The organism is Nostoc sp. PCC 9305, assembly GCF_963920915.1.
Taxonomy (GTDB): Bacteria; Cyanobacteriota; Cyanobacteriia; order Cyanobacteriales; family Nostocaceae; genus Nostoc.
This window is the reverse complement of sequence record NZ_CAWUDN010000113.1, coordinates 1-25,552: the sequence shown is the minus strand read 5'-3', so window position 1 is coordinate 25,552 and position 25,552 is coordinate 1. Positions and strand designations below refer to the sequence as shown.

The window sequence follows — 25,552 nt, the reverse complement described above, 5'->3', positions numbered from 1 at the left end:
GCTATGCCCCCTGAGAGTGGTAATTTCTTTGCGCGTGTCGAGATTCCACAATTTGATCGTCTTGTCACAACTGGCGGAAGCTAAAGTTTTGCCATCCGGGCTGAAGACGACCCTAGTGACCCAATTGCTATGCCCCCTGAGAGTGGTAATTTCTTTGCGCGTGTCGAGATTCCACAATTTGATCGTCTTGTCAGCACTGGCGGAAGCTAAAGTTTTGCCATCCGGGCTGAAGACGGCGCTGTTGATTGAATTGCTATGCCCTTCGAGACGATTTTGTTCACGAATATTAGTACTAGATAGAATTCTCTGTAAACTAAACAAAGGGCTGTATGCTGGATAGTCTGCTAAAGATTGTTTATCCTTGATCAGACTTTTTAATGCTCTTGCCGTCTCTATTGCTAACAGCAGAGCATCAAATTCTCTGGAAGTTTCAAACAATTGCAACGCATTTGTTCCGTCTTGTTCCAATCGCGTAGCCGTTAAAGCAACTTCTCTGGCTGCTTCTACCTTTTTTAATTCCTCAAGACTTTTTTGAGTAACTATAAATGATGCTACTGCCCCTACCAGAGCAAAACCTAACACCACAGAACCAATCCGAATCCGTTGATTAGCTTTGTGGTTCGCCTCTGCTAAAACTTGCTTTGCCTGTTTCTCTACCTCCAGCCTTTTCTGCACATCGCGCTTTTCCAACTCTTGGCTAGCAGCTAAAAACTGATAGTCTAAGTCACTCAAACTTTTACTCACTGCCCATTCTTTGGCATCTTGCAAAGTCTGTCCCCGCAGTAAGCGCGACTCATCTTGACGTTCCGACTCAACCCAGGCATTCAATGCAGTCGAGTAAGGACGCAACTTTGCCAAAATTTTTTCAGCCCACTCCTGTTTAAACACCTCTGTATAAATCCGATTATAAATTCTCAACTTTCCCTCCCGCTTCACCACCAAACCCGTCAACCGCAGTTCAGTTTGTTCAGGACTATCATCAGCTACTATCTCTCCCTGCTGCAAAATCTGCTGATACAACCCCAACAATCGCCCAGTCTTCTGTTCCCCACTCTGCAAAATTCTGTCTCGAATCGTCTTCAAATGCTCCGGCTCATCTTGCGTCTCCCAATTCTCAATAATTCCCTCACGTACCAACTCTTCCACCCAGTTTTTATCCTCTAGTCCCCAATTCCTCGTCTCCAGTCCCCCCTGCACCAGCAACTTACAAACTTTTTGCGTCAAAAACGGCTGTCCTCCCGTCCAGTTCAGCACCACCTGCATCAACTCTTGAGAATCACCTACTTCTGCCAATCCCTGCGCCAAGGGTTGCGCCTCTTGGAGTTGAAAGCCAGTTAAATCAATTGCCTGCCCAATATTAAAAGGTGTGCGGCGTTTATCTTGAATCAAATCTGAAGGCGTAGACACGCCAATCAAAGCAAAGGTGAGGCGATTATATTCAGGATGGTCTGCTCGTCGGTTGTAGCAATCGCGGATAACTGCAAAAAAGTCATCCAAGTTGAATGAAAGACTCAGAACGCTGTCAATTTCATCAATAAAAATAATAATCTTTTCAGGAATTGTTTGAAGTAAAACCGTTTCAATAAACTTGCTCAAGTGCTGCACTGGTGAAAGCAAAGCGTTATCATTCCACCAACTATCTAAATCAAAAGTTGTATAAATATTAAAACTTTCCACCAGAGTATCAATCACCCCGGCATACCATTGTTCTGGCGTAATATCTACCGTCCCAATAGCTGTAATATCAACAACAGCACAAGCAAATCCCTCTGTTTGTAACTGCTGCATTACCCGCACCCGCAAGCTAGATTTCCCCATCTGCCGGGAATTGAGTACATAACAAAAATCCCCAGCTTTCAAGCCTTCATAGAGGTCATGGTCAGCTTGCCGTCTAACATAAGTTGGTGCATTTTGAGGCAGACTACCACCGACTTGATACTGGTATTGGGTCATAAACAATTAAAAATTCAGCGCGAGTTAAACAAACCTCTCCCTGCCTTGAACTAAAGTTCAAGTCTGTCCCTCTCCGAATCGGAGAGGGACGGTTTTGCGTAGTAAAACCAGGGAGAGGTCATAATTACAAATTACGAATTACGAATTACGAATTAAATAAGCTAGGTGCTTTAATACTTTCAAAACAATATATATGTCATCACGACTATCTAAAGCAAACAAATCAGATAGAGCGTATTGTGGAGTTTCAGTTTTTAGCAGTTTGATAAATCTAAATTCATTCCCATTGGTGACAAACCCAAAAACAGGTTTAGCCGAAGTTGCATCTGCCAACATATAAGCTAATGCTTGTGGAATTGCTGGCACTAAGGAGTAATCTGCTCCTTTTGCCTCAATAACGAGAACCCAAAGTGGAGGATGGAACACTAAGATGTCAATACGTCCTCTAATAATCATGCCTTCGTCTTCAGAAGAAATTCTGACCTCTTGTTCTGAGGCGATGTAGAAAGGCGGTTGATAAAAACCTGCTAGACGCAATAGTGGAGATAGCACTACCATTTTGACTACAGGTTCTAAAATAGGATATTTCGATAGATGCAAATATTCTGTCTTGACTTCGTTGAGAGATTGCTTTTCTAAATCACTCAACTCAGGTAAATCTTGCTGCCACTCTGAAAAAAAAAGTTCGTTGTCTGCAACGTGTAGACCAAATTCATCGATGAGTTGGGCTAGGGTGATATCTTTTCCTTGAATAAGTTGAACCATTGTTGAGCCTTTTAGTTAAATGGTAATTGCAGATGAAAGTATTTCAGGTCTTCCTAATGTACTTTTTTAATTTTTAATTCCCAAGCGATCGCCCAAAATATTGACGGTACAATTCACACAGTGGCACTACTTGATTGCCTTGAAACTTAACTAACCCCATACTGCGGAGTTTAAACGCTTCAGTTGTGCCTACATCCACAGGGCGATTTGCCATCATTACTTGTTTGACGGCAGCTAGCAATTCTGCATCCTCTTGCAAGTTCAGCCAATGGCGGCGTAAATGGTCGCTGTAAGGCCCTTCTTGAGTTGCCGCGATTTTTTGCAGATTTTCCAGCGTCATCCTACCACGGGCAATTTCATAAAGCGCTACCCGCACTAAATAAGGATGACCACCGACGAGTGTCATTAATTCTTCAATTTGTGATTCGGGCCAATTGAGTCCGTGACGCTGTACCAAGTCTTGTACTTGTGTTTGATTTAAGTCTGGCAACTCAATAGGTAAGCCGACATTAAAAGGCGACTGATTAATATTGAGCGGTATATAAACTTCCTTAGAATGCACAATCACCAACCGGAGATTTTTCCACACTGTCTCATTCTTTGAACGCTCATGCCAAGCTCGTAGCAATCCAAAGAAATCAGCAGCAATTATCGGATGTTTGAAGACTTCATCGACTTCATCCAAACCTATAGCTATGGGGCTATTAATGGCGGGTAATAAATACCGTTGAAAGTAATTTGTACATTTATTCTTGCTACCTAAAACACCCTTCCAATAATCGTCTAGCTTCTCTGGTAGATTTAATTCGTAAGTTATGCTGGCGCAAAACCACTGCAAAAACTGATCTAAATTGGCGAGAAATTCTGCATCGGCTGACTGGAAATTTACAGGTGCAGTCTGATAGTTATGTTGACTAGCATGATGGAGAACCCGCGACATGAGGGAAGTTTTGCCCATCTGCCGGGGAGCTTTGATGCGAACTAAGGCCCCTGGTTGAAGAATGGCTTCATAACAGTCTACCTCAATAGGCGATCGCTCCACATAGAAAGCAGAGTTTAGAGCTACCTGCCCTTCTGGATTTTCTAAGGAGACTACTGTTTTTATCTCGCTATCTGGAATCGTTTCGTTAGCAGAGATAGCACCTTGGGGATTATTCCGACTTTTCAGCACTGGTGTCGAAGACTCTGGAATACTTTCTAAATCAATAGCGCTACAGCCAAACTCATAAGCATCCTCATAAGACCTGTCAGCACCCAGTGCATCATAAAAGCCTACCGCAAATTTAATTGCGGCGCGATCGCCAATTGCCCGATTCATCCCAACTACGCAGTTAATATTTTGATAAATTGCCTCAGCTTGCACCTGGCTATAGCAGGCATTTAATAATACACACTCAATTTTGTCTTTAAATAACTTAAATAGCCTTGCCAGTGACTCCGTACTCACTAGCTGCATTTCCCCGATATTATTTTCCAAGGCTAAACCTTGATTTCCTCCACCATGCCCAGAAAAATGGATGATATGAGGATTATGATCTAAAAGCGCACGCCGCAAATCGTCAGGCCGCACCGCCCATTTAGTAATCAGTTCAAACTTATCTCGGCTGCGAGAGCGTTGCAACCCTTCCTGAATTTCCCTTACTTCCTCATCCAAGCGAAGTTTATCTGTCGTCGTGGGATTAGCTGACACAATCAGGATTTTTTTCACAGCGCTATCAACTATTGAATGCAGGCTTCTGGCTTAGATGTAGTTTACTACAGCAGGTAAGTAGACAATTACCGATAGCGTATTACCGTTAAAGAGCCTTTTAGCTCCATTAATGAGTCTTTGAACTCCATTAAAGAGCCTTTTAGCTCCATTAAAGAGTCTTTTAGCTCCATTAACGAGCCTTTTAACTTCATTAATGAGTCTTTTAGCTCCATTAACGAGCCTTTTAGCTTCATTAATGAGTCTTTGAACTCCATTAATGAGTATTTTAGCTCCATTAACGAGCCTTTTAGCTTCATTAATGAGTCTTTTAGCTCCATTAACGAGTCTTTGATACTCGTGAAAATGACAGCAATTTTTACAAGCGTGGAATACACATAATTTTAGGGGCACAATATATTGTGCCCCTACGCGTGTAGTCTATTCAATTGAAAACCGTTGTAATCTTTAGCCAGATGCAACCTAATTAATCTTCATTTCCAATTTTTTATTGGCAATCTGAGCTTAAATCAAAACTTTGACATTCTCTAGCTTCCGACAATTGCCTAACCGTATTACCAGACTGATAACTCATCAAAATTCCCGCAACCGCAGCCAGTGTAACAACAGTAGCTAGTCCCAACAAAGTGGCTCATTTTTTAGGTTTGATTGTACTGATGAAATTATCTAACCCAGTCGCACTACCAACAACCTCAATTGTCCCAAGTGCTTTTAAAGCAATAGCCGCATTAGCATAGCGACGTTTTCGGTTACGTTCCACCATTTTCATCAACCACCACCGGAAACGGGGACTGATTTGAGGAACTAATTGCTGGAAATTAAAACGATAGTTATCATCAATTAATTTGCCAATCTCAACAGAACGGGTATTAGTAAGTAAGCAAATTAGTGTTGCTCCTAAACTATATAAATCTGATGCTTCTGTCAGAGAATGACCAAACTGTTCCTCTGGTGGCATAAAACCTGGAGTTCCTGCTATAAAGCTGCTCAGAGCTACTTTTGCACCCTGTATTCTAGCCAATCCAAAATCAACCAGGTAAGCATTTAGTTCTTCATCAACCAAAATATTCTCTGGCTTAATATCCCGATGAATAATTGACGGAACTTGCTTTTGCAGATAAACCAAAATTTCTAAGATTGACAGAGCAATTTGCTTAATTTCTTCAGGATTAAAGCTACGTTTTAATCCCAATGATGGGGCATTTTTATATTCCTGTACCAGATAAAAAGCCCCCGGCATTTCAAAGGAATCTAGATAGCGAGGAATGCGCGAATGATTGAGTTGTTGCAAGATTTCAATTTCGCGCTGATATGCTTTCACACCTGATAAATCAGCACCTGCACGAGCAAAACAAAACTCTTTAATTACCACCGATTGATTAGAGTTGAGGATATTAGCTAGATAAGTAATCCGTCCCCCTTCTCGGTTGCGTCCTAGTTCGCTGATGACTTGATAGCCAAGTTCTGAAAAATCTGGATGGTGATTTAAGGGAATTACCCTTTTATCTCCATTACGCACATCAAGCTCCATTTATTCACACACCATACGAGTTTGATTATGTCAAGGCGCAATTAAAAGATTAAGATCCACTCACCCAGATTGTTAGCCCCATTTTTACCTTGCTTGGGCTAATACATATCGGCAGAAAGGCGAAATTATCACCTTTGCGCTAGCCAATCGACAATCTGGGCATTGACAACATCTGGAACCTCATCGTGAGGACAATGACCGGCATTGGGAATGGGAACAATTTTGATATCTTTGCCATTCTCCCGCGCCTCTTCGTAAATCTTGGCCCCGGTAATTGGTGTCCAAGGATCGTCAGCACCCCAAATTATTAATAAAGGACGTTCTACTTTGGGCAAAAGTTCCTCTGGACTTGGGCCAGGAGGGGCTGTGAGAATAGATGCGAAGACTTTTTGCGCTCCTGGGTCGCAAGAGGGAGTATAAAGTAAATCAACTAATTCATCGGTGACGGCTTCACGGTTCCGGTAAACTTGGTAGAGGGTGCGGCGAATTTGGGCTTTTTGACGGATGCGGTTATAAACAAATTTACCTGTAATTGGCGATCGCACAAACCGATTAAAAGCTGCCATCACCATCCGTAGCGGCGGATTCAATTCGTGGGGACGATGACTTAACCCACCCGCAGAGTTAATCAAAATACCACCAGCAGCAATTTCTGGATGTTCTACCAGTACAATCAAGCTCAAAAGTGCGCCGATGGAGTTGCCAATAAATACAGCCGGTTCTTGGATGTGTGCTGTGCAAAAATCTTTCAGCAGTTCCACCCAAACTTCCACACTGTAATCAATAGGCGCTTTATCAGAACCGCCAAAACCCAAAAGGTCTATGGCAAATACCTGGTAGCCAGCATCAGCTAAAACTGGGATATTTTTGCGCCAATGTCCAATGGAAGCACCGAAGCCGTGAACCAGTACCAAAGGGCGTCCTGTACCCATGACAGTGTACTGAATTTTGTAACCCTGCCAAGTCCAAATGAATTTTTCAAAGGCGTCTTGAGTTGGAAGCTGTTGTGTAGTTACAGTCATTAATAAGATTCATAAAGTGTTTCTTCAAATATAGTAATGTTCTCTGACCGAAATAGTGCTGAGTAACGAGTGCTGAGTAAAAAAGCAATAATCACACTCCTAACTCCTAACTCCTAACTCCTAACTCAACACTGATGAAATGTTAGTTCCATCTACCCCAAGGGATTAATAAGTCGAGGGATATCAAATAGCCCTGTGACTTTTTAGACGAATGGTAGTGTGGGATGAAATATATAACTCAAAGTAACTTTGCTCAAATGAGCAAATTTGTTCTTGCTGCAACCTCTGTAGCAATATTTTCGCCAATATCTTCTGCCTATGCAGCTTTAGGGTTCTCTACCATCGTCGCTCAAATAACAGATAATTCCACAGAACAACAACTTTTAGCCCATAAGGAAGTAGAAACAAGGAATCACACCACTAGCCAACGGCAAACTGTGACTACAGAAAGCCGTAACGTTTCGGTAAAAGCGAAAAAAACAGGTTTTAGCCTTGCCATTTGGCAACCATCTGGTAATTTTTCAGAAGTGATTGCTCGCATTTCTGTTAAAAGCAAAAGTGGCCAGGGCTATTTAAAAGAGCAGTTTTTGGGTGATTACAAGTACAAGATTAAGCAAAAAGCAAAATTTGTTAAGGGGTTAAAAGCTAGCGATCGCATCGTCGTGCGATTGTATGATATTCAAAACCACTTTATTGGCTACAGCGAATTTGAATGTTTGCCAGCAAATACCACAGTTAACTTGATTTTGTCAGCCCAACCTACAAAATACCAAGTAGTTCGCACTGTTTATGGTGTTGATGCTGACCAAAATGGCACTATTGACGCAGGTACTAACACTTACGACTACTTCACCCAAGTCAGGAACCAACGTGTTATTTTCTTGAGCAGTTCCCAAACTTTTCAAGGTAGTCAGTTCCAAGTAGAAGGTTTGTCAAAAATTGCCGGAACCAGCGTTTATCCCGTCTCTTTTACTCAGGGTGATTATGCTTTAGTGCGTCAGTCCTTCGTGAATATCTTTAATTCCGACTTGGCAAAGGTTTTGCAAACTACTCCTGGCAGCTTGGTACAGGTGATTGAAGTCAGCGATAATTCTAGCTACGACATTAGTCAAATGCTAATGAATTATCGCCAAGTCAGACTATCTCGCCCTCTCCAGGTTGAGTTTTCTGATGTTTCCACAGACTACTGGGCTAAAGATTTTATTGCCGAATTGGCCTCAATGGAAATTCTCGAAGGTTTTCCTGATGGGACTTTTCGCCCGGATGCACCAGTAACTCGTGCCCAATTTGCGGCAATGCTGCGAAAAGCGTTTACCAAGGGTAAAATTCGCCAAGCAGTAGCATTTAAAGATGTCTCAAATCGATATTGGGCTTACAATGCCATCAGCGAAGTTTATCAAATGGGCTTTTTAAACGCTGTTATTGGCAAGGATTTCAACCCCACTCAAAGGCTTTCCCGCCTTGACATTTTGGTAGCATTAGCACGGGGATTAAATTATCAAAGCAGTGGTTCCACGGAAAAGATATTATCTGTTTACAGCGATGCAACTACTATTCGTGGTGAATATCGCAGTCTGATTGCAGCTTTGACACAACGCGGTATAGTCGTCAACTATCCCAACGTGAACTTGCTAAATGCTGAACGGGTAGCAACCAGGTCTGAAGTGTCTGCTTTGCTATACCAAGCCCTGTCTAGCACTGGACAGGTAGCAAACATCTCCTCGCAGTACGTCGTTGGACAGCAACAAGTTGCAGTAGAGCAGCAGACTGAAACTTCAAGGGCGCGCATCAAACCGCGTCGCCATTGCAACCAAGGAATTGGTAATGGTTCTGAGGGTTGCGACCCAGGTAATTCTCGTCCTCACGGTGGTAGTAACGATGAAGGTGGACGTACCCCTGGTAATAAATAATATTTTCTTTTAAGAGACGCGATTAATCGCGTCTCTAGCTTGCTCGACTGTAAAACTAATTTCCTGACCATAGGAAATTTCTAATGTATGACCATCTGGGTCTTGAAGATAAGCCCAGTAACCAACCGGATGGCCCCAGTCATTTGGCCCAGCCAGCAGTATTCCCTCATTGCGTGCCTCATTGCACAGGCGATCGATTTCCCCGCGATTCTGATAAGCTACCCCAAGATGAGATTGTTGTAAGAGTGCGCCTTCTACTTTAGGTACTTTAATGAGGACAATTACAAAAGGTCTAGTCAGGTCACTAATCCAAGCAACATCTGATTGAGTCGCTCGATCGATGCGATGATGCACGACTGTCATCTGGGCATACTTTGCATAAAATGAGATACTTGCATCAACATCACTGACTGCAAGTGCAATGTGAGTAAAACCAAGATCGGACATAAAAAAACTCCGTGGTAGACTTGACCAGACGAATGTAGGTATTAGCCTCAGTGCTTACTAAGAAAGCTGACACGATTGATAATGAAGATAGGCGTTACCTTCACAAATTTTTATGTTCTTAACTTGGTTAGACAGCAACTCTTGGTTACTAGAAATCGGCAAGAAACGAATACTGATTGACCCTTGGCTGGTTGGTTCGTTAATTTTCAGCAATTTGGATTGGCTGTTTAAAGGTTCGCGATCGCAAAATCGCCCAATCCCAGATAATATCGATCTGATCCTTTTATCTCAGGGTTTAGAAGACCATGCTCACCCACCAACACTAAAGCAACTCGACCACAGCATCAAGGTTGTAGCTTCTCCCAATGCTGCCAAGGTAGTACAGAAATTAGGTTACACCCAGGTAACAGTATTGCCTCATGGTGAAACTTTCACTTTAAATAATCAAGTTGAAATCAAAGCTTTCCCCGGTTCATCCATTGGCCCCACTCTGGTGGAAAATAGTTATCTCCTCAAAGAATTGGAGAGTGGTTTAACTGTATACTATGAGCCTCATGGGGATCATTCTCCACAACTTCAGCCAGCTGCACCCATCGATGTAGTGATTACACCGTTTATTGACATGACGTTGCCTTTGCTTGGGCCGATTATTAAAGGAAACAATAGTGCATTAGAAGTAGTAAAGTCTTTACAGCCTCAAGTAATATTACCGACTGCGGCTGGTGGGGATGTGGCCTTTGAGGGATTGCTGATGAAGCTGATTCAAACTAAAGGAAGTACTGAAGAATTTCGTTCGTTACTAGAGAAAAACAATCTGGTGACGCGGGTACTTGAGCCGAAACCAGGCGATCGCTTTGAACTACCATTAGAAAAACGAGCATTAGCAATCTAAGTTGCACCTAGTCTTAGCGATTAGAAATCGTGGTTATACAAACAAAGTTCACCTACGCAGACTAACAGAAAATCAAAGGTTTGCTAACCTGCGGAGGCAGGTTTTATCTGATAGCCGCGACTTCTAGTCGCCAGGGCTTTAATGGTTGACCATGTGATAAAAGCTAATTTCGTTCCATAGCTGAATTATCTTGCATATACACTTCTCTAATCGGAAAAGGAATTTGAATTCCTGCTTGCTGATAGCGTTTGTGTAATTTTTTGACGAATAGATGTTTACCAATACGCTGATCGAAGTATTCATTTACGCGCATATAAAGTGTAAAATCTATACTAAAATCATTAAAAGTATGAAATCTAATATATGGTTCAATTTCTTTTAATTCCGCTGCAATTTCTTGCATAACTTCTTTGGCAACTTCTACAGTCACTTTTTCAACTTGTTCTAAATCGCTATCATAACTGACACCCACATCCATTGTTAAAGTAATTTCCTTTGCAGGTAAATGATAGTTCGTGAAAATTGCAGAAGACAACTTAGAATTAGGAACAATGACTATATTATTGGAAATTTCTTTAATTGTTGTATTACGCCAGGAAATATCTATAACATATCCTTCATGACCAGCATCTAATTTTACATAGTCTCCGGTTCTAACTTGCTTAGAAATAATTAAGTAAAAGCCAGAAAATAAATTTGCTAAGGTATCTTGAAGTGCCAAACCAACTGCCAGACCACCAATCCCTAAAGTCGTGATTATCGGTGTAATCTGTACACCCACGGTTTGCAATATGATTAATGTTCCCAAAACTAAAACAGTAATCTTCGCAAGGTTAGAAATTAGTGATGTGGGAACGCCTTCTGCTCTACGAATAAATAAATTAACAAAACCAGCAGTCAATCTTGCTAAAACTAGGGTTACTGAATATAGCAATGCGATCGTCAGAACTTTTTGCAGTACGATCGCAATATCTGGTTTCAGGGGTGCGCTCAAAACTGCCCAAAAAAAACCGGCAATGACAAACCAAATAAATGTCATGCGGTGCAGAGAGTGAAATATAATATTACCCCCGGCAATTCGTTTATTATTAACGAATATTTCTAGCTTTTTGAAGATAACTTTTTCACCAATTATTCCAGCCAGTAAGCCAGCTAGAATAAATGCAGTCGGTGTAATCCATTCCATCATATCAATTTTAAATTTGAAATTTTAGATTTAGGAGAGCAGCATTTGTGCTGTGATTATGGCTAAATTTTAGCTTGTTAGTTGTCGGATTAGCTGCTTGAGATTTTCTGGATTATGGACTTGCCAATTATTTACCACCCAGATTACATTGCTCCTCTACCTGAAGGACATCGCTTTCCGATGTCTAAATTCCGACAACTCTACGAATTGCTATTAGCCGATGGTGTAGCAAATCAAGAACAATTTCACACTCCCGAACGTCCGCCACCAGAATTAATAGAGTTAGTCCATACCCCAAGCTACGTTCAAGCTTATTGCGAAGGAACCCTAGACCCCAAAGCACAGCGACGCATTGGTTTGCCTTGGAGTCCAGCATTAGCAAATCGCACCTGTGTAGCGGTAGGTGGTACGATACTAACTGCGAAACTGGCACTAAGCCAGGGTTTAGCTTGCAATACTGCTGGTGGAACTCATCATGCCTTTCCTAGTTATGGGTCTGGTTTTTGTATTTTCAACGATTTAGCGATCGCCTGTCGCGTTTTACAAAAATTTGGACTCGTCCAAAAAATCCTCATTGTCGATTTGGATGTCCATCAAGGAGACGGCACAGCTTTTATCTTCCAAGACGACGACAGCGTTTTTACTTTCTCCATGCACTGCGAAGTCAATTTCCCCGGTACTAAACAAAACAGCGATTTGGATGTTCCTTTGCCGATAGGAATGGAAGATGACGCTTATTTACAAACCTTGGCGAGTTTTCTATCAGATTTATTGTCTAAAGTCAAGCCAGACTTAGTATTTTATGATGCTGGTGTTGACCCCCATATAGGCGATCGCTTGGGTAAATTAGCCCTTACCGATGCTGGCATTTTTCGCCGGGAAATGCAGGTTTTGAGTACTTGTATGAGTAGCGGTTATCCCGTCGCCTGTGTCATTGGCGGCGGTTATGCTGATGATATGAAATCTTTAGTATGGCGTCATTCCCTGCTGCATCGCGCTGCCAGTGAAGTTTACCATCAGTACAAACTATAGTCATTTAGTGGGCAATACTATCCCAAATCGTCAAGTTTTTAAACGCAGAGAAACGAAAAGGTACGCAGAGTATTTCCAAATATAATTCGTAGCGAATAGGACTAAAATAAACTTTGCGCTACTCTGCGCTTACCTCTGCGCGACGGCAGTCGCTACAACGGGGGGAACCCCCGCAACGCGCTGCCTCCCCTTTGCGTTTAAATTTAAACCCTTTTTTGTCAGCAAAGGCACTACTGGATGAACAACGGCAAACTCAGAATATACGAACTAGCAAAAGAATTGAATTTGGATAGCAAGAAGCTATTAGTAATTTGTGAAAAACTAAAAATTGCAGTTAAAAGCCATACTAGCGCAATCTCAGAATCCGATGCAGAACGCATTCGTGTAGCGATAAATAAACTAACAGCAAAATCCTCGAAAAGTAAAACAAACTCTGAAGATTGGGGCTATATGTTTATAGCTTCAGCAATTGATAGCTTTATCCGTCATCTTGAAGGTGAAAGTGCCCTGAAATCATATCCCGAATTTAGGGATCGGCGCGATCGCGCCAATGAATTAATGTCTGAATGTGTCGGGAAAAAGCCTTCTCTATTTTATGTACGTCGTAAAGGTGCAGGCAAAGAAGCAAGAGAAGAAATTTGGGATTTGACAATAGCAACAGACTCCGATGATTTTCCATTACCCGCAAGACTTGAGAAGCTCAGAAAAACATTAGGATTTAGAGCGGCTGTACCAAAAGATGGACGCGGAGGTTTAAAAATACTTTCGGCTCAGTTATTACAACCCTCACGCGGACACGCCGATAGCTATGCTATACCTTGTCGCTTGCGTTTGCTACCTAATCATCAGCATCATCTCGACATTCCGTCGGCGACATTGAAACGCATTGCAGCCGCACCAGTTTGTGGCGAAAATGTCCCTACAGAAGATCAGCTTAAAGCTTGGAAAGCGTTTTTGCAAATTGAGGAAAAGATTGCGAAAGCGCGTCAATTTTGCGTGCGTTACGTAAGTCATAACTATAACTTCAAAAGACGAATCAGTTTTGAAATTGATGTAGCCTCAGCTACTCTTGACGGCTTTTATCAAAATTCCCTCGAATTAGAAAACTTCTGGGGACGAGCAAGACGCACAAAAAACGAAGATTTAAAGCTTTTTGAAACTGCTCCCGTCGGCAAAAATTGGATTAGCGGTCGTCAATTAGGGACTGTTGAAGAAGTTGACCCCAACCGTTGTATTATCAGCCTCAGATTAGAACGTGACTTAGCTGAATTCATGGCAGCAGAGCGTTATAAGTTGCCAGATACAGGATTTTTGTGTTTTGAAGCAGTTGGTGATATTCAGCAGATTCAGCGTAAGAGAAAAGCTTTAGATGATTTGAATAACGGTTACACCCAAAATCCCTATTTGGGTAACTTTTTATTCGATGCTTCTCAGGCTAGACAAATCAAAACAACTGTTGAACTTCAACCACAAGATTTATTATTATCTTCTGCAAATCCTGGTCAGAAAGCAGCAGTAGAAAAGGTACTTGCCGCTAAGGATCTTGTTCTCATCCAAGGGCCACCGGGTACTGGAAAAACTACCGTAATTGCCGAGATTTGCTATCAAATAGCCCTTCGCGGTGGACGCACTCTAATTGCATCTCAAGCCAATTTAGCAGTAGATAACGCCCTGAGTCGATTAGTTCACAACCCAGTGATTCGCGCTGTACGCAAGGGAAGAGCCGAAAAAGTTGGGGAAGAAGGACAGCCATTTTTAGAAGACCAAGTGATTGGCAGATGGCTAGAAAATACTGCGACTGACTGTGAAAATAATCTGACTCAACGGCTGGAAAATATCAAAATCTTCAGTCAATTACTGGCATCATCACAAAGATTGATAGCTTACTTACAAGCAGAGGAAGAATTTAATCATCAACAAACTAAATTCAAGAAAAATAAGTTAAAGCTAGAGGTAAACTTTCAAAATCAAGAAAAATATTACAACGAAACTGTAGAAAAACATAACGAGGTTGAATCACTAATTGCAAAATTGAAAACCATATTAAATACTGCACCAAATATCAACTGGGAAGCTTCAGAAGTTACAAATTTTTTGCCACTTCTTAAACCCTACACAGAAGGTAACAGTTTAGTAGAAGAATTTTTAGCAAATGTTCGTAAAACTATCAAATATACTGATGAACTTGGCTTTGTGCGTCCGGCGCTTGGTGCTTTTGGTTTAGCGGCTTGGTTGCATGAAACTGTAGCAATAGAAATTTCTGGATTTAAAACTTCTTTGACTGATGCTCAAGAGGCAAGTAAAGCCATCTTAGAAGTTGCAGCATCAGTGGAGGTTGTCAAACAAAATTTCGCTTCATTGAATCAGTTACAACCAGATTATCAGCAATATCTTACCAAACTGCAAAATACACAGCAAACAATCCAGATATGGCAAAATCGCCAACGGGAAATAGATTACATTATCTCAGCAGTTAAGGAATGGAAATCTACAGCACTTTCTCATCTCTATCAAACTTTAAAAGAATGTCATCAATCAGGTTTACCACTCACAGAAAATTTAGTTGACTTACCGCTAGGTTTGTTGATGTTTGCTAATACATTAAAACTACCTATAGTACCAAAAACTTATAAAATTAGCCTACCAGAATGGGAGTTGTTGACAAAAGCGATCGCTTATGAAATAGACGGAGGTTTTACTGATAGACAGGGGAAACAGCATAATTTCAGCTATTTTTTACAACAAAACTTTAGTCAGATTCCAATGGTGCTATCAAAGGGCGAGCGCACCCAATGGCAAGAAACCTATCAACAGTTTAGCAATTATCAGCTACTAAACCCCAAACAGCGCAAATTACTAGTTGAGAATACCCAGGTTTTTTTAATTAGAATACAACAGACTTATGGCGCATCATGGGAATGGAATAATATCGACTCTACTCTCACCCGCCTTACAGAAGAATTGCTAGATACTATCCTTGCAAATGCGCGTCAATGCGTTTTAAAAGTCAAAACTGAAACTGAACAACAACTTCACCATCTGCAACGACAATTAAATGAACTTCAGAAAAATGAAGTTAGCCAACAGCAAATATCTATTACTCAAGCTGAGGTAGAAAAAGCACAGCAGGATGCTAATTTGCAGCTTGGACAAGTGATTAATATCTTGCAAGAACTTAATCAAAAAAATATCCCCGCTCAATTACGTATTCTAGTTGAAAAATATCTTGCAACACAATCAAATATTTGGGAGCATCCCCAAGAATTTGCAAATCAAGTAAATTATTGTAGAACTTCCATTAGTCAGCTTGAAACTTTAATCTCATCATTAGAACCTTTTGCTGTACTGGAGATAATTAAACATTCTCTAAATGAACATTTATCAAAGCTACAAGAAGAAACTGAAACTTCTCTACAGCAACTTCAGAAATTACAAATTAATCTGCGTGAAGTAGAACAAAAAGTACAACCACAGCCATCAGAAAACCTAAGAGAAGAACGAAGCTGGTGGTTGACAAAATGGCAAACAATACCTGATAAATTTAAACCAGAAAATTCCCAAGCCGACTTATTTAGTATAGAGTTTTTACGCAATATCAATACTCAGTTTGAATCTTGGCAGCAACAACTCCAGACAGACGAAACTTATCTCAATAAATATCAGAATTTTGTTCAAGATTGGATAGGAAAATTAAGAGAGCCAACTGAAGGCGATGCCTGCGGCGGGCTACGCCTACGCGACGATTTAAGGCGCATATATTTAGATAATGCAAACGTCGTCGGGATCACCTGCGTTCAAGCTGCAAATAGAGGTTTTTCTGAAGAATTCAAATCATTTGATGTCGTCATCATTGATGAAGTTAGTAAGTGTACTCCACCAGAATTACTAATCCCAGCTTTGAAAGGCAAAAAGTTAGTCATGGTAGGAGATCATCGGCAATTACCACCCATGCTTGATACTAGCACGATAGAAGAAGTTGCTCAAACAATGGGTAATACAAGAGACGAACTACAATTTTTAGAAGAATCCTTATTTAAAAGTCAGTTTGAATCTGCTAATGAAAGCATTAAACAAATGCTAACTACACAATATCGAATGCATCCCTTTATTATGGGTGCAATTAATCAATTTTATGACGGAAAATTAGAATCTGGTATTTTGGAACCGGATACAAAACGCGCACATCATCTAGCAGACGAAATTATCCAAGAATCTCAGCATCTTATCTGGGTAAAAACGCCTATTGAGAATCAGTTTTTAGAGCAAAAAAATGGAACTTCTTACTTTAATACTCCAGAAATTGATGCGATTGAACGTTTGTGTCATCAGTTTGAAAATACTTGGGCTTCTAGAGTTGCTAATGGTGAACCCAAAAAAGAAATTGCCGTAATTACATTTTATGGCGCTCAATTAAGAAAAATTGATGAACGTCTGCAATCTGAACTTTTCCCTTCCCTAGAAATTCGTACTGGTACTGTAGATAGATTTCAAGGTATGGAAAGACCAGTTGTAATTGTAAGTATGGTTCGCAACAATAGTAAAGGAGATGTGGGATTTGCTAAGAAGCCAGAACGAGTAAATGTTGCATTTTCCCGCGCTCAAGAACTACTGATAATTGTGGGTTGTCATAATTTATTTACCCATCAATCAGGTAAAGTCGGAAGTATGTATTCAGAAGTTTCAAATATTGTAAGTCTTCATGATGGTTTCGTTGATGTTTCTCGCCTCTTTAGCTAAATCTGTGGTGTGCTTACGCATAGCCCGTCGCAGGTATTGCGCGAATCGACAAAAAACCTAAATTTCATAAACCGTAACTTGGGCTAAGTATCTTAACGGAATTTGCTCCTAGAGATAGAAATATCGTATTTCTGCGGTCTATAATGTAGTATTTGATAGCTATTCTAAGAAAAGCACTAAGATAAGACAGCGCTGAGTAATTGCCCAAAAGACTTAGCTGCACTGCCTCCTACTATTTTTTAGTTCTGTCGAACTCACGTTTATTTAGAAGGCTTGCCACAAGGTAAATACACTCTACAAATCAACGGTAAATCTGCTGGTAGCTTGAAATTGGAAGAGTCTTCTGAAGCATTCCAAGAGCTTAATTTACAACAGATGTCAATCCCCTAGAGCGTGTCATCTATAAAGAGTGTCTGCCTTCTGCCTCTGTAGCCTCATATTTCATGCAAAAGAAAACTGCTGTACAATCCTCCCCGTACTTGAAGTATGAGGAGGATTCAATTATCCCAAATTAGCAATTTGGATTTAGCTGTAAGCTTGCAGACATGCCTTAGCTTCTATGGATTTTGAGAGATGTTTACGCAACTATCTCAAAGTTTGTCGCTGATAATAATGGTGGGGCTGTGAATTGATTAGACTTATCCGAAAATGGTAAATGTATACGGCAAATGGATTTCAGCGATTATAATGGAATGTGCGATCGTTAGATTAGGTATACGAAAGAATAGGGGTTTGAGCATAAATTACGGCTAAATTATCAGTTTAGGGGCAAAAATATTGCATCTGGGACTTTTGCAAGAGGTCTATTGCAGCAATGGAGGCGGTAGCCCACCAATGAGTATTCCCCGGCAGAGCCAGGGAAAGAGGAAATGCTAACTTGCGGCTAAATTGCCCCAACCGACGTAGGGTAATTTTGCAGCCGTTGCCCGAACTTGGTCAGCATTCGCCACTAACTGACCGCAAGCGTCCCAAGTTCCAGAAATAAATGTGCTTCTTGTACCTTCACCGATCGCAACTGGGGCTGTGTAATCACCAATTTGCACTTGCAAAGTTTCCAGATTCACTGTTACGGCGGCTTGAGGATTGGCAGCGACTAAATCTTGCAGTTGTTTAACAGTCACAGCATCAGCTGTCAGACAAGGTATGCCCATTGCCACACAGTTACCAAAAAAGATTTCGGCGAAGCTTTCACCGATTAAAGCTTGGATTCCCCATTTTGCGATCGCTTGGGGTGCGTGTTCCCGTGATGAACCACAGCCAAAGTTACGGTTGACTATTAAAATATTCGCGCCTTTGTATTGGGGTTGGTCAAAGGCATGTTCACCTTTAAGTGCTGTCCGGTCATCAATAAACGCGCCTTCACCTAACCCATCAAAGGTAACGGCTTTTAAATATCGCGCGGGAATGATGCGATCGGTATCTATATCATTACCCACTAAGGGTATACCGCGCCCTGAAACTGTTTTAACTTCACTCACCATAAGTTTTATAAGAAACGAACCGCTAAGAACGCAAAGGACACAAAGAAAGAAAGAAAAGTTTAAGAGATTTCTCTATGCTAGGAAGTGGAGTTACAGCAACTCGCGCACATCAGAGACTTCGCCTTTAATCGCAGCAGTGGCGACCATTGCCGGACTCATTAACAATGTCCGGCCGGAGGAGGAACCTTGTCTTCCTTTAAAGTTGCGGTTGGAGGAAGAGGCGCTGATTTGTCTTCCTTGCAGCTTATCGGGGTTCATGGCTAGGCACATAGAACATCCCGGTTCTCGCCATTCAAATCCGGCTTCTTGAAAGATTTTATCTAGTCCTTCAGCTTCCGCCTCTTCCTTCACCCGTTCCGAACCGGGGACAACGAAGGCTTTGATTCCCTCGGCAACGTGGCGACCTTTGGCGATTTTCGCCGCTTCTCGCAAATCGCTAATTCTGCCGTTGGTGCAACTACCAATAAAGCAGACATCTATTTTAGTGCCCTTGATAGGTTGACCAGGATATAAATCCATATAGCGGTAAGCTTCTTCGGCAATGAATCGGTCTTCTTCGAGCAGTTCTTCCGGTTGAGGTACTGACTGGTTAACACCGATACCTTGACCGGGAGTAATCCCCCAGGTGACAGTAGGAGAAATTTCCGCAGCGTCGAATACCACCACATCATCGTATTGGGCATCAGCATCGCTCTTGATGGATTCCCACCAAGCTACTGCTTTATCCCAATCTGCATCAATGGGTGCAAAATCTCTACCTTTGAGGTAATCGTAGGTGACGCGATCGGGATTGACATAGCCGCATCTAGCACCGCCTTCGATCGCCATGTTGCAGACAGTCATTCTCTCTTCCATATCCATTTGCTCAAATGTCGTCCCTGCAAATTCGTAACCATAACCCACACCACCTTTCACGCCAAGGGTGCGGATGATATGCAGGATGACATCTTTGGCGTAAACTCCTGGGTTAAGAGTGCCGTTAACTTCGATTTTGCGGACTTTCAGTTTGGAGAGAGCGAGGGTTTGGGAAGCGAGAACATCGCGGACTTGGCTAGTACCGATACCAAATGCGATCGCACCAAATGCCCCATGACTGGATGTGTGACTATCTCCACAAGCGATCGTCATTCCTGGCTGAGTCAGTCCGAGTTCTGGAGCGATGACGTGAACTATACCCTGGCTACCAGAACCGATATTGTAAAAAGTTATGTTATTTTCTTGACAATTATTTTCGAGTGCCTGAATCATTTCCTCTGCCAAGCTATCGGCAAAGGGACGCGCTTGGTTTTCTGTGGGCACAATATGATCGACTGTGGCGACGGTACGCTGTGGAAACAGTACTTTTAGACCCCTCTCGCGTAACATAGCAAAGGCCTGGGGACTGGTGACTTCATGAATTAGGTGAAGCCCGATAAATAGTTGCGTCAGCCCTGAGGGAAGTGTACCAACGGTGTGTAAGTCCCAAACTTTGTCAAACAGGGTACCTTTGCTCATACGTCAATCAATATTTAAGGAGTCCGGTCTTAAATAGTATCAAAAAATAGTCTGGATTTTTGCAGATCGCTTAATATTACTTACAGCTTTGCCCTCTTATTTCTCTGTGTCCTCTGCGCCTCTGTGGTTTTATTCTTCTTTAACGAACCGCAGAGACGCAGAGGGCACAGAGGAAGAGAGGTAAATGCGAAAATTCTCCGAAATATTGAGATGCAAAGATGTAAATAACTTTATCCTTTTCCACAAGGATGTGTTAAGACAATACGAGATAATTGCACTACCAGTTTATGCCCATAGATTTACGGGAATTTTATCAGGCTAGCGATCCCAGCAGAACTCTGTTTGTCAACAATAGCTCTGATGGTAAGTATTATATAGATTTTTCCTCGGTACGAGGTGGTGATATTCTTGGCAAGCTGAAGCAAAAGATTACTTTTTTTAAGCCGAATGAACCCACTTGCACTTTATTTACTGGGCATATTGGTTGTGGGAAATCGACTGAACTATTACGGTTACAGGCTGAACTGGAAAAGTTAGGCTTCCATGTAGTCTATTTTGAGTCCAGTGACGATTTGGAAATGACCGATGTCGATATTGCTGATGTGCTGCTAGCGATCGCTCGTCGTGTGAGTCAAAGTCTGGATAAAATTACTCTGGAGTCACCCAACAAGTTTAATGAGTTGTTGCAAGGTGCTTGGAAGGTCTTAAACTCCGAGGTGACGGCGGGAAAAGTTAAGCTTCCGGTGGTTGGTGATGTCGGTTTATCCGCAGATAAAGATAAGTTTTCTCTATCTGTGGGCATTGGAGAAATCACCGCGAAGATGAAAAATGACCCAATGCTGCGCGAAAAACTCAATCAGTATTTAGCACCGCAAAAAACTAAGCTGCTGGAAGCGATTAATCAAGAATTATTGGAACCTGCGATCGCTAAACTCAAACAGCAAGGTAAAAATGGTCTGGTGGTAATTGTCGATAATCTTGACCGCATAGATAATCGTGCCAAACCTTGGGGTCGTCCGCAGCAAGAATATTTATTTGTCGATCAAGGTGAGTTTTTGACGAAGCTGAATTGTCATCTCATCTACACCATGCCTTTGTCTTTGAAGTTTTCCAATGATTACGGAATGCTGACTCAGCGTTTCCCAGAAGACCCCAAGGTGTTACCAATGGTTCCTATACAATGGCCTGATGGCAGGGTTCATACACAGGGAATGTCACTCATGCAGCAGATGGTACTAGCTAGAGCTTTTCCTGACTTGACACCAGAGGAGCGTTTAAGTAAAGTTACCGAGATTTTTGATAGTGCTGCTAGCCTAGAGCGTTTATGTCAAATGAGCGGTGGTCATGTGCGGGACGTGCTGAGGCTGCTGAATACCTGGATTATGGAAGAGATGAGTCTTCCTCTAACTAGTGAAACCTTAGAGCAAGTTATTCGTTCTCGGCGGAATGAAATCATGTTACCGATTTCTGAGGATGAGTGGCAATTGTTACGTCATGTCAAGGAAAAGAAAAAGGTGAGTGATGACCACGGATATCAAAAACTGATTCGCAGTCGGTTTGTGTTTGAATATCGGGATGGTGGCGAGTCTTGGTTTGATGTTAATCCGGTTTTGGCAGAAGCAAGAGAACTACAGTAGTCAACTTAAGCCAGGGCGAATCGAATTCGCAGCTATACAAACAAAGTCCACCTCCGTGGACTAGGGAAAATTTAGTGTTGATAACCCACGAAGGTGGGTAAAGCCTCGTGTAGACGCGGTTTCTAACCGCCCTTTTAACTTATGACAGACTCGCAATCATCACAAGATGCTCGTGTAAACAGCGATGTCTACGACGGGCTACACCTACGCACTCTGAAACAATTAGCTTGGGCGATCGAATCCTCTGTGGGACAGTTTAAGCTGATATTGGCCCGGTGTAATTATGGTAGCTTGCGCGATCGCTTAATCTCCAGACTGCGAGAAATCTGTCAAGTCGAAATTCGTATCTTGACGGTGCAGCAATCGAACAGGACTCTTTATACTGCGATTCAGGAAGAATTTGGCGCAGAAGTACCAGCCTGTGTGATGGTTGTGGGTTTAGAATCTGTGCAGAATTTGCCTGTGATGTTAACTTCTGCAAATCAAGTGCGGGAGGAGTTTCGCAAGAATTTTGCTTTTCCCTTAGTGTTTTGGATTGACGATGAAATCTACAAGCATCTAATACAGCTTGCACCAGATTTGGAAAGTTGGGCAACTACGAGAAATTTTGATATATCAACCCAACAATTAGTAGATTTTATCATCGAAACGGCTAATCAATGGTTTAGTAATAATCTAAAATTTAGCTTCGATGTATATCTGAAGCTGGAAAATGAGTTAGAAGTAGCGCAAAGAGATTTAATTAAAAAGCCAGATATTTATAATTTAGATATTCAAGCTAACTTAGAATCTTTATTAGGTTTTGTTAAGCAGATAAATAATCAAAAAGATTCGGCGTTAGAGCATTATCACAAAGCTTATAAGCTCTGGCAGCAAAGTCATAATTTAGAAAGACAGGCAAAAATCCTTGGTGAGATTAGCTTTTGCTATTATCTCAAAGCTTTGAAGCATCAAGATATCAATTCTCAAGATTGGCAGATAACTTGGCATTATGTTCAAGAGTATATAAATTTTATTAGCAAGTTTCAAAGTCCAGATTTAATTGCTAACGCAGTAGTGAAATTCGGTGATGTCTTGCGAGACTTGAAAAAGTGGGAAATATTGCATAGTCTTTCAGAACAAGCTTTAGTAATCCATCAAAATAACAAACAGCCAAGGGAATTAGCCAAAGATTACGGTTTTTTAGCCGAGGTGGCTTTGGCTCAAAAAAACTGGATGAAAGCAAATCAGTTAGTTAAGCAAGCATTAGAAGTTTTTGCTGCAATTCCAAATCTGGAATCAGCTAATATATCAGGGATTTTATCTGATATTCCCGAAAGGGTTTTAAAATCAAAAGACTTAAGCTTATATCAATTTATTTTAGGTCGTTCTCAATACCATTTAGGTCAAATTCAAGAGGCAACTCTCAGCTTAGAAACTGCTAAAAATTTGGGTAATCCCCTAGAAGATGTCAGGCTTTACTTGGATATTCTCAGGTTTTTGCAGCAGCTTTATTTTGAGCAAAAAAAATATCTCAAAGCATACAAAATTAAACAGCAACGGCGTTCCATTGAACAGCAATTTGGCTTGCGGGCTTTTATTGGTGCGGGTAAGTTAGAAGCTACAAAACAGGCATTTGTAGAGACATTGCGCTCAAATTCTCCTCAAGGAAATATTGCCCCAGAAATTGCTGCATCTGGTCGCCTGTTGGATATAGAACGTTTAATCGAACGCATGGGTCGCCCTGATTATAAACTGATAGTAATTCATGGGCAATCGGGTGTCGGCAAAAGTTCCCTGGTGAATGCGGGACTGATGCCGGCTTTAAAAAATAAAGCCATAGGTACTCAAGATTATTTGCCGGTGGTAATGCGCGTTTACACCAATTGGATAGAAGAGTTAGGGAATCTTTTGGGAGCGAGTGGGGAGTGGGGAGAGTTAGAACCTCAACGTTCAGCTTCAGAACTCGGAACTTCGACTTTTGAAGCTCAACGTTCAACTTCAGAACTCGGAACTTCGACTTTTGAAGCTCAACGTTCGACCTCAGAACTCGAAACTTCGATCTTTGAAGCTCAACATTCGACCTCAGAATTCGGAACTTCGACCACTGAACTCAAAACTTCGACCTCGGAACTCGGAACTTCGACCCCTGAACTCGAAACTTCAGCCTCAGAACCTCAACATTCGACCTCAGAACTCGAAACTTCGACCTCCAATACTCAAAATCTCCACTCCTCACTCCTAATTCCTAACTCCTCACTCCTAACTCCTAACTTCCTAATCACCCAACTTCGCAAAAACGAACAGCATAACCTCCGCACGGTGTTAATTTTCGATCAATTTGAAGAATTTTTCTTTGTTTACACTGAACCTGCACAACGGAAGCAATTCTTTGAGTTTCTGGGAGACTGTTTGAATGTTCTATCGGTGAAAGTTATCTTATCGCTGCGGGTGGATTACATCCATTACTTGCTGGAGTGCAATGATTTGTCGAGTCTCAAGATTATTGGCAATGACATTCTCAGTAATAATGTGCTTTACAAGTTGGGGAACTTCTCACCTGCTGATGCGAAGTCAATTATTCAGCGTTTAACTGAAAATACTAGTTTTCATTTAGAACCTGCTTTAGTCGAACAACTCGTACAAGATTTAGCTGGAGAATTGGGTGAAGTTCGTCCCATTGAGTTGCAGGTTGTGGGGGCGCAACTGCAAACGGAGAATATTACAACTCTGGCAGAATATCGGCAGCGTGGTACTAAGGACGAATTGGTTAAGCGTTATTTGCATGAAGTTGTTAATGATTGCGGTAAAGAAAATCAGCAAGCAGCAGACATATTACTCTATTTGCTGACGGATGAAAAAGGAACTCGCCCTCTGAAGACTCGCGCTGAGTTGGAACGCGATTTGCTGCCGTATTTCTCGGAGATCCCCCCAACCCCCCTTAAAAAGGGGGGCTTAATTTCTTCAACCCCCTTTTTAAGGGGGTCGCCGCAGGCGGGGGGATCGGAAACTAGGGCGAAACAAGCTTCTGAAATTAGTAAATTAGATTTAATTTTAGAAATTTTTGTCCAATCCGGCTTAGTGGTTTTGCTACCAGAAAACCCCGCCGACCGTTATCAACTGGTACATGACTACATCGCCGCCTTTATCCGCCAGCAACAGGAACCAAAGTTAAAGCAGGTAATAGCGCAACTGGAAAAGGAACGAGAACAAAGAAAACTGAGTGAGGCGAAACTAAATAACGTTCTCAAACGCGCCCTTTTTGGTTCTGTCGCCGCAGGTTTAGGATTTGCTGTTTTAGCAGCAGCAACATTCCAGTGGGCAGTAGAGGCAAATGTTAGTCAAATTAACGCCATCAATAATTCTTCGGAAGCCTTTGCTGTCTCTGGACAATATCCAGATGCTTTAATAGCAGCCTTAAAGGCAGGTAGCAAACTCAAGCATACACTTTGGGCGCAGCACAGAAGCGATACTTTAATGCAAGCTGTAGGAACTTTACAGCAAGCAGTTTATTTAAAGCCAAATGAGAAGAAAGAAAATCGAGCGATCGAGGTTAATACTTTAGAAGGGCATAGCAGTAGGGTCAATAGCATCGGATTCAGCCCCGATGGCAAGACACTGGCTTCTGGTAGTGATGACAAGACGATCAAACTCTGGGATGTCAGCACAGGCAAAGCGATCAAAACCTTGACTGGGCATAGCAGTTCGGTCTTAAGCGTAGCCTTCAGCCCCGATGGCAAGACACTGGCTTCTGGTAGTGATGACAAGACGATCAAAC

15 protein-coding genes and 1 pseudogene are annotated in these 25,552 nt (G+C 41.8%); 6 read left to right on the top strand and 10 right to left on the bottom strand.

From position 1 onward, the window contains the following. The 6 genes and pseudogenes from ACM0OX_RS29670 to ACM0OX_RS29645 all read right to left on the bottom strand — a co-directional run. On the bottom strand, positions 1–1,953 hold a 1,953-nt coding region (locus ACM0OX_RS29670), incomplete at its 3' end, for an AAA-like domain-containing protein (protein ID WP_414518614.1). Between the two features lie 138 nt (positions 1,954–2,091). Then, a complete protein-coding gene (locus tag ACM0OX_RS29665; RefSeq protein ID WP_414518612.1) occupies positions 2,092–2,718 on the bottom strand; it encodes a type I restriction endonuclease in 627 nt (208 codons plus the stop codon). A gap of 73 nt (positions 2,719–2,791) precedes the next feature. Next, positions 2,792–4,426, bottom strand: a complete 1,635-nt coding sequence (locus ACM0OX_RS29660) for an AAA-like domain-containing protein (RefSeq protein WP_414518610.1) — start codon at positions 4,424–4,426, stop codon at positions 2,792–2,794. Between the two features lie 68 nt (positions 4,427–4,494). Continuing rightward, positions 4,495–4,746 carry a hypothetical protein gene (locus tag ACM0OX_RS29655; RefSeq protein ID WP_414518608.1) on the bottom strand — a complete coding sequence of 84 codons (252 nt, stop codon included), beginning with the start codon at positions 4,744–4,746 and terminating at the stop codon, positions 4,495–4,497. A gap of 167 nt (positions 4,747–4,913) precedes the next feature. Next, positions 4,914–5,957 (bottom strand): annotated as a pseudogene (locus ACM0OX_RS29650) (serine/threonine protein kinase). A gap of 128 nt (positions 5,958–6,085) precedes the next feature. Next, entirely contained in the window at positions 6,086–6,979 is an 894-nt protein-coding gene (locus ACM0OX_RS29645; protein WP_414518606.1) for an alpha/beta fold hydrolase, read from the bottom strand. A 224-nt stretch (positions 6,980–7,203) separates the two neighbouring features. On the opposite strand from ACM0OX_RS29645, the gene ACM0OX_RS29640 reads away from it, so the two are divergent. Next, positions 7,204–8,889: an S-layer homology domain-containing protein gene (locus ACM0OX_RS29640; RefSeq protein WP_414518604.1), complete on the top strand. Its 1,686-nt coding sequence runs from the start codon at positions 7,204–7,206 to the stop codon at positions 8,887–8,889. Between the two features lie 9 nt (positions 8,890–8,898). Here the strand turns inward: ACM0OX_RS29640 and ACM0OX_RS29635 are convergent, their stop codons facing one another. After that, a complete protein-coding gene (locus ACM0OX_RS29635; RefSeq protein ID WP_335195761.1) occupies positions 8,899–9,336 on the bottom strand; it encodes a VOC family protein in 438 nt (145 codons plus the stop codon). Positions 9,337–9,448: 112 nt separating this feature from the next. Between ACM0OX_RS29635 and ACM0OX_RS29630 the strand changes: the two genes are divergently transcribed. Continuing rightward, entirely contained in the window at positions 9,449–10,228 is a 780-nt protein-coding gene (locus ACM0OX_RS29630; protein WP_414518603.1) for an MBL fold metallo-hydrolase, read from the top strand. 163 nt (positions 10,229–10,391) lie between these two features. Here the strand turns inward: ACM0OX_RS29630 and ACM0OX_RS29625 are convergent, their stop codons facing one another. After that, positions 10,392–11,417 (bottom strand): mechanosensitive ion channel family protein, encoded by a 1,026-nt coding sequence (locus tag ACM0OX_RS29625; RefSeq protein WP_414518601.1) that lies wholly within the window; start codon positions 11,415–11,417, stop codon positions 10,392–10,394. A 111-nt stretch (positions 11,418–11,528) separates the two neighbouring features. On the opposite strand from ACM0OX_RS29625, the gene ACM0OX_RS29620 reads away from it, so the two are divergent. Both ACM0OX_RS29620 and ACM0OX_RS29615 read left to right on the top strand, forming a co-directional pair. Beyond that, complete coding sequence (locus ACM0OX_RS29620; protein ID WP_414518599.1) at positions 11,529–12,446, top strand: histone deacetylase; 918 nt, start codon at positions 11,529–11,531, stop codon at positions 12,444–12,446. Positions 12,447–12,683: 237 nt separating this feature from the next. Continuing rightward, a complete protein-coding gene (locus ACM0OX_RS29615) occupies positions 12,684–17,183 on the top strand; it encodes a translation initiation factor IF-2 N-terminal domain-containing protein (protein WP_414518598.1) in 4,500 nt (1,499 codons plus the stop codon). Positions 17,184–18,055: 872 nt separating this feature from the next. Here the strand turns inward: ACM0OX_RS29615 and leuD are convergent. Continuing rightward, the gene (leuD, locus tag ACM0OX_RS29610; protein WP_414518597.1) at positions 18,056–18,664 is read right to left on the bottom strand and encodes a 3-isopropylmalate dehydratase small subunit; all 609 of its coding nucleotides are present in this window, start codon (positions 18,662–18,664) and stop codon (positions 18,056–18,058) included. A 90-nt stretch (positions 18,665–18,754) separates the two neighbouring features. Next, positions 18,755–20,158 (bottom strand): 3-isopropylmalate dehydratase large subunit, encoded by a 1,404-nt coding sequence (leuC, locus tag ACM0OX_RS29605; RefSeq protein ID WP_414518596.1) that lies wholly within the window; start codon positions 20,156–20,158, stop codon positions 18,755–18,757. A 287-nt stretch (positions 20,159–20,445) separates the two neighbouring features. Here leuC and ACM0OX_RS29600 point away from each other — a divergent pair, with 287 nt between their 5' ends. After that, the gene (locus ACM0OX_RS29600) at positions 20,446–21,795 is read left to right on the top strand and encodes a P-loop NTPase fold protein (RefSeq protein WP_414518594.1); all 1,350 of its coding nucleotides are present in this window, start codon (positions 20,446–20,448) and stop codon (positions 21,793–21,795) included. Positions 21,796–21,936: 141 nt separating this feature from the next. Next, the coding region (locus ACM0OX_RS29595; protein WP_414518592.1) for a ribosome assembly protein 4 at positions 21,937–25,552 on the top strand (3,616 nt) is incomplete at its 3' end.

Excerpts from the sequence above, each read along its gene's own strand:
- ACM0OX_RS29665 (WP_414518612.1), bottom strand. The coding sequence starts at position 2,718 with ATGGTTCAACTTATTCAAGGAAAAGATATCACCCTAGCCCAACTCATC.
- ACM0OX_RS29655 (WP_414518608.1), bottom strand. The coding sequence starts at position 4,746 with ATGGAGCTAAAAGACTCATTAATGAAGCTAAAAGGCTCGTTAATGGAG.
- ACM0OX_RS29645 (WP_414518606.1), bottom strand. The coding sequence starts at position 6,979 with ATGACTGTAACTACACAACAGCTTCCAACTCAAGACGCCTTTGAAAAA.
- ACM0OX_RS29640 (WP_414518604.1), top strand. The coding sequence starts at position 7,204 with ATGAAATATATAACTCAAAGTAACTTTGCTCAAATGAGCAAATTTGTT.
- ACM0OX_RS29635 (WP_335195761.1), bottom strand. The coding sequence starts at position 9,336 with ATGTCCGATCTTGGTTTTACTCACATTGCACTTGCAGTCAGTGATGTT.
- ACM0OX_RS29630 (WP_414518603.1), top strand. The coding sequence starts at position 9,449 with ATGTTCTTAACTTGGTTAGACAGCAACTCTTGGTTACTAGAAATCGGC.
- ACM0OX_RS29625 (WP_414518601.1), bottom strand. The coding sequence starts at position 11,417 with ATGATGGAATGGATTACACCGACTGCATTTATTCTAGCTGGCTTACTG.
- ACM0OX_RS29620 (WP_414518599.1), top strand. The coding sequence starts at position 11,529 with ATGGACTTGCCAATTATTTACCACCCAGATTACATTGCTCCTCTACCT.
- ACM0OX_RS29615 (WP_414518598.1), top strand. The coding sequence starts at position 12,684 with ATGAACAACGGCAAACTCAGAATATACGAACTAGCAAAAGAATTGAAT.
- leuD (WP_414518597.1), bottom strand. The coding sequence starts at position 18,664 with ATGGTGAGTGAAGTTAAAACAGTTTCAGGGCGCGGTATACCCTTAGTG.
- leuC (WP_414518596.1), bottom strand. The coding sequence starts at position 20,158 with ATGAGCAAAGGTACCCTGTTTGACAAAGTTTGGGACTTACACACCGTT.
- ACM0OX_RS29600 (WP_414518594.1), top strand. The coding sequence starts at position 20,446 with ATGCCCATAGATTTACGGGAATTTTATCAGGCTAGCGATCCCAGCAGA.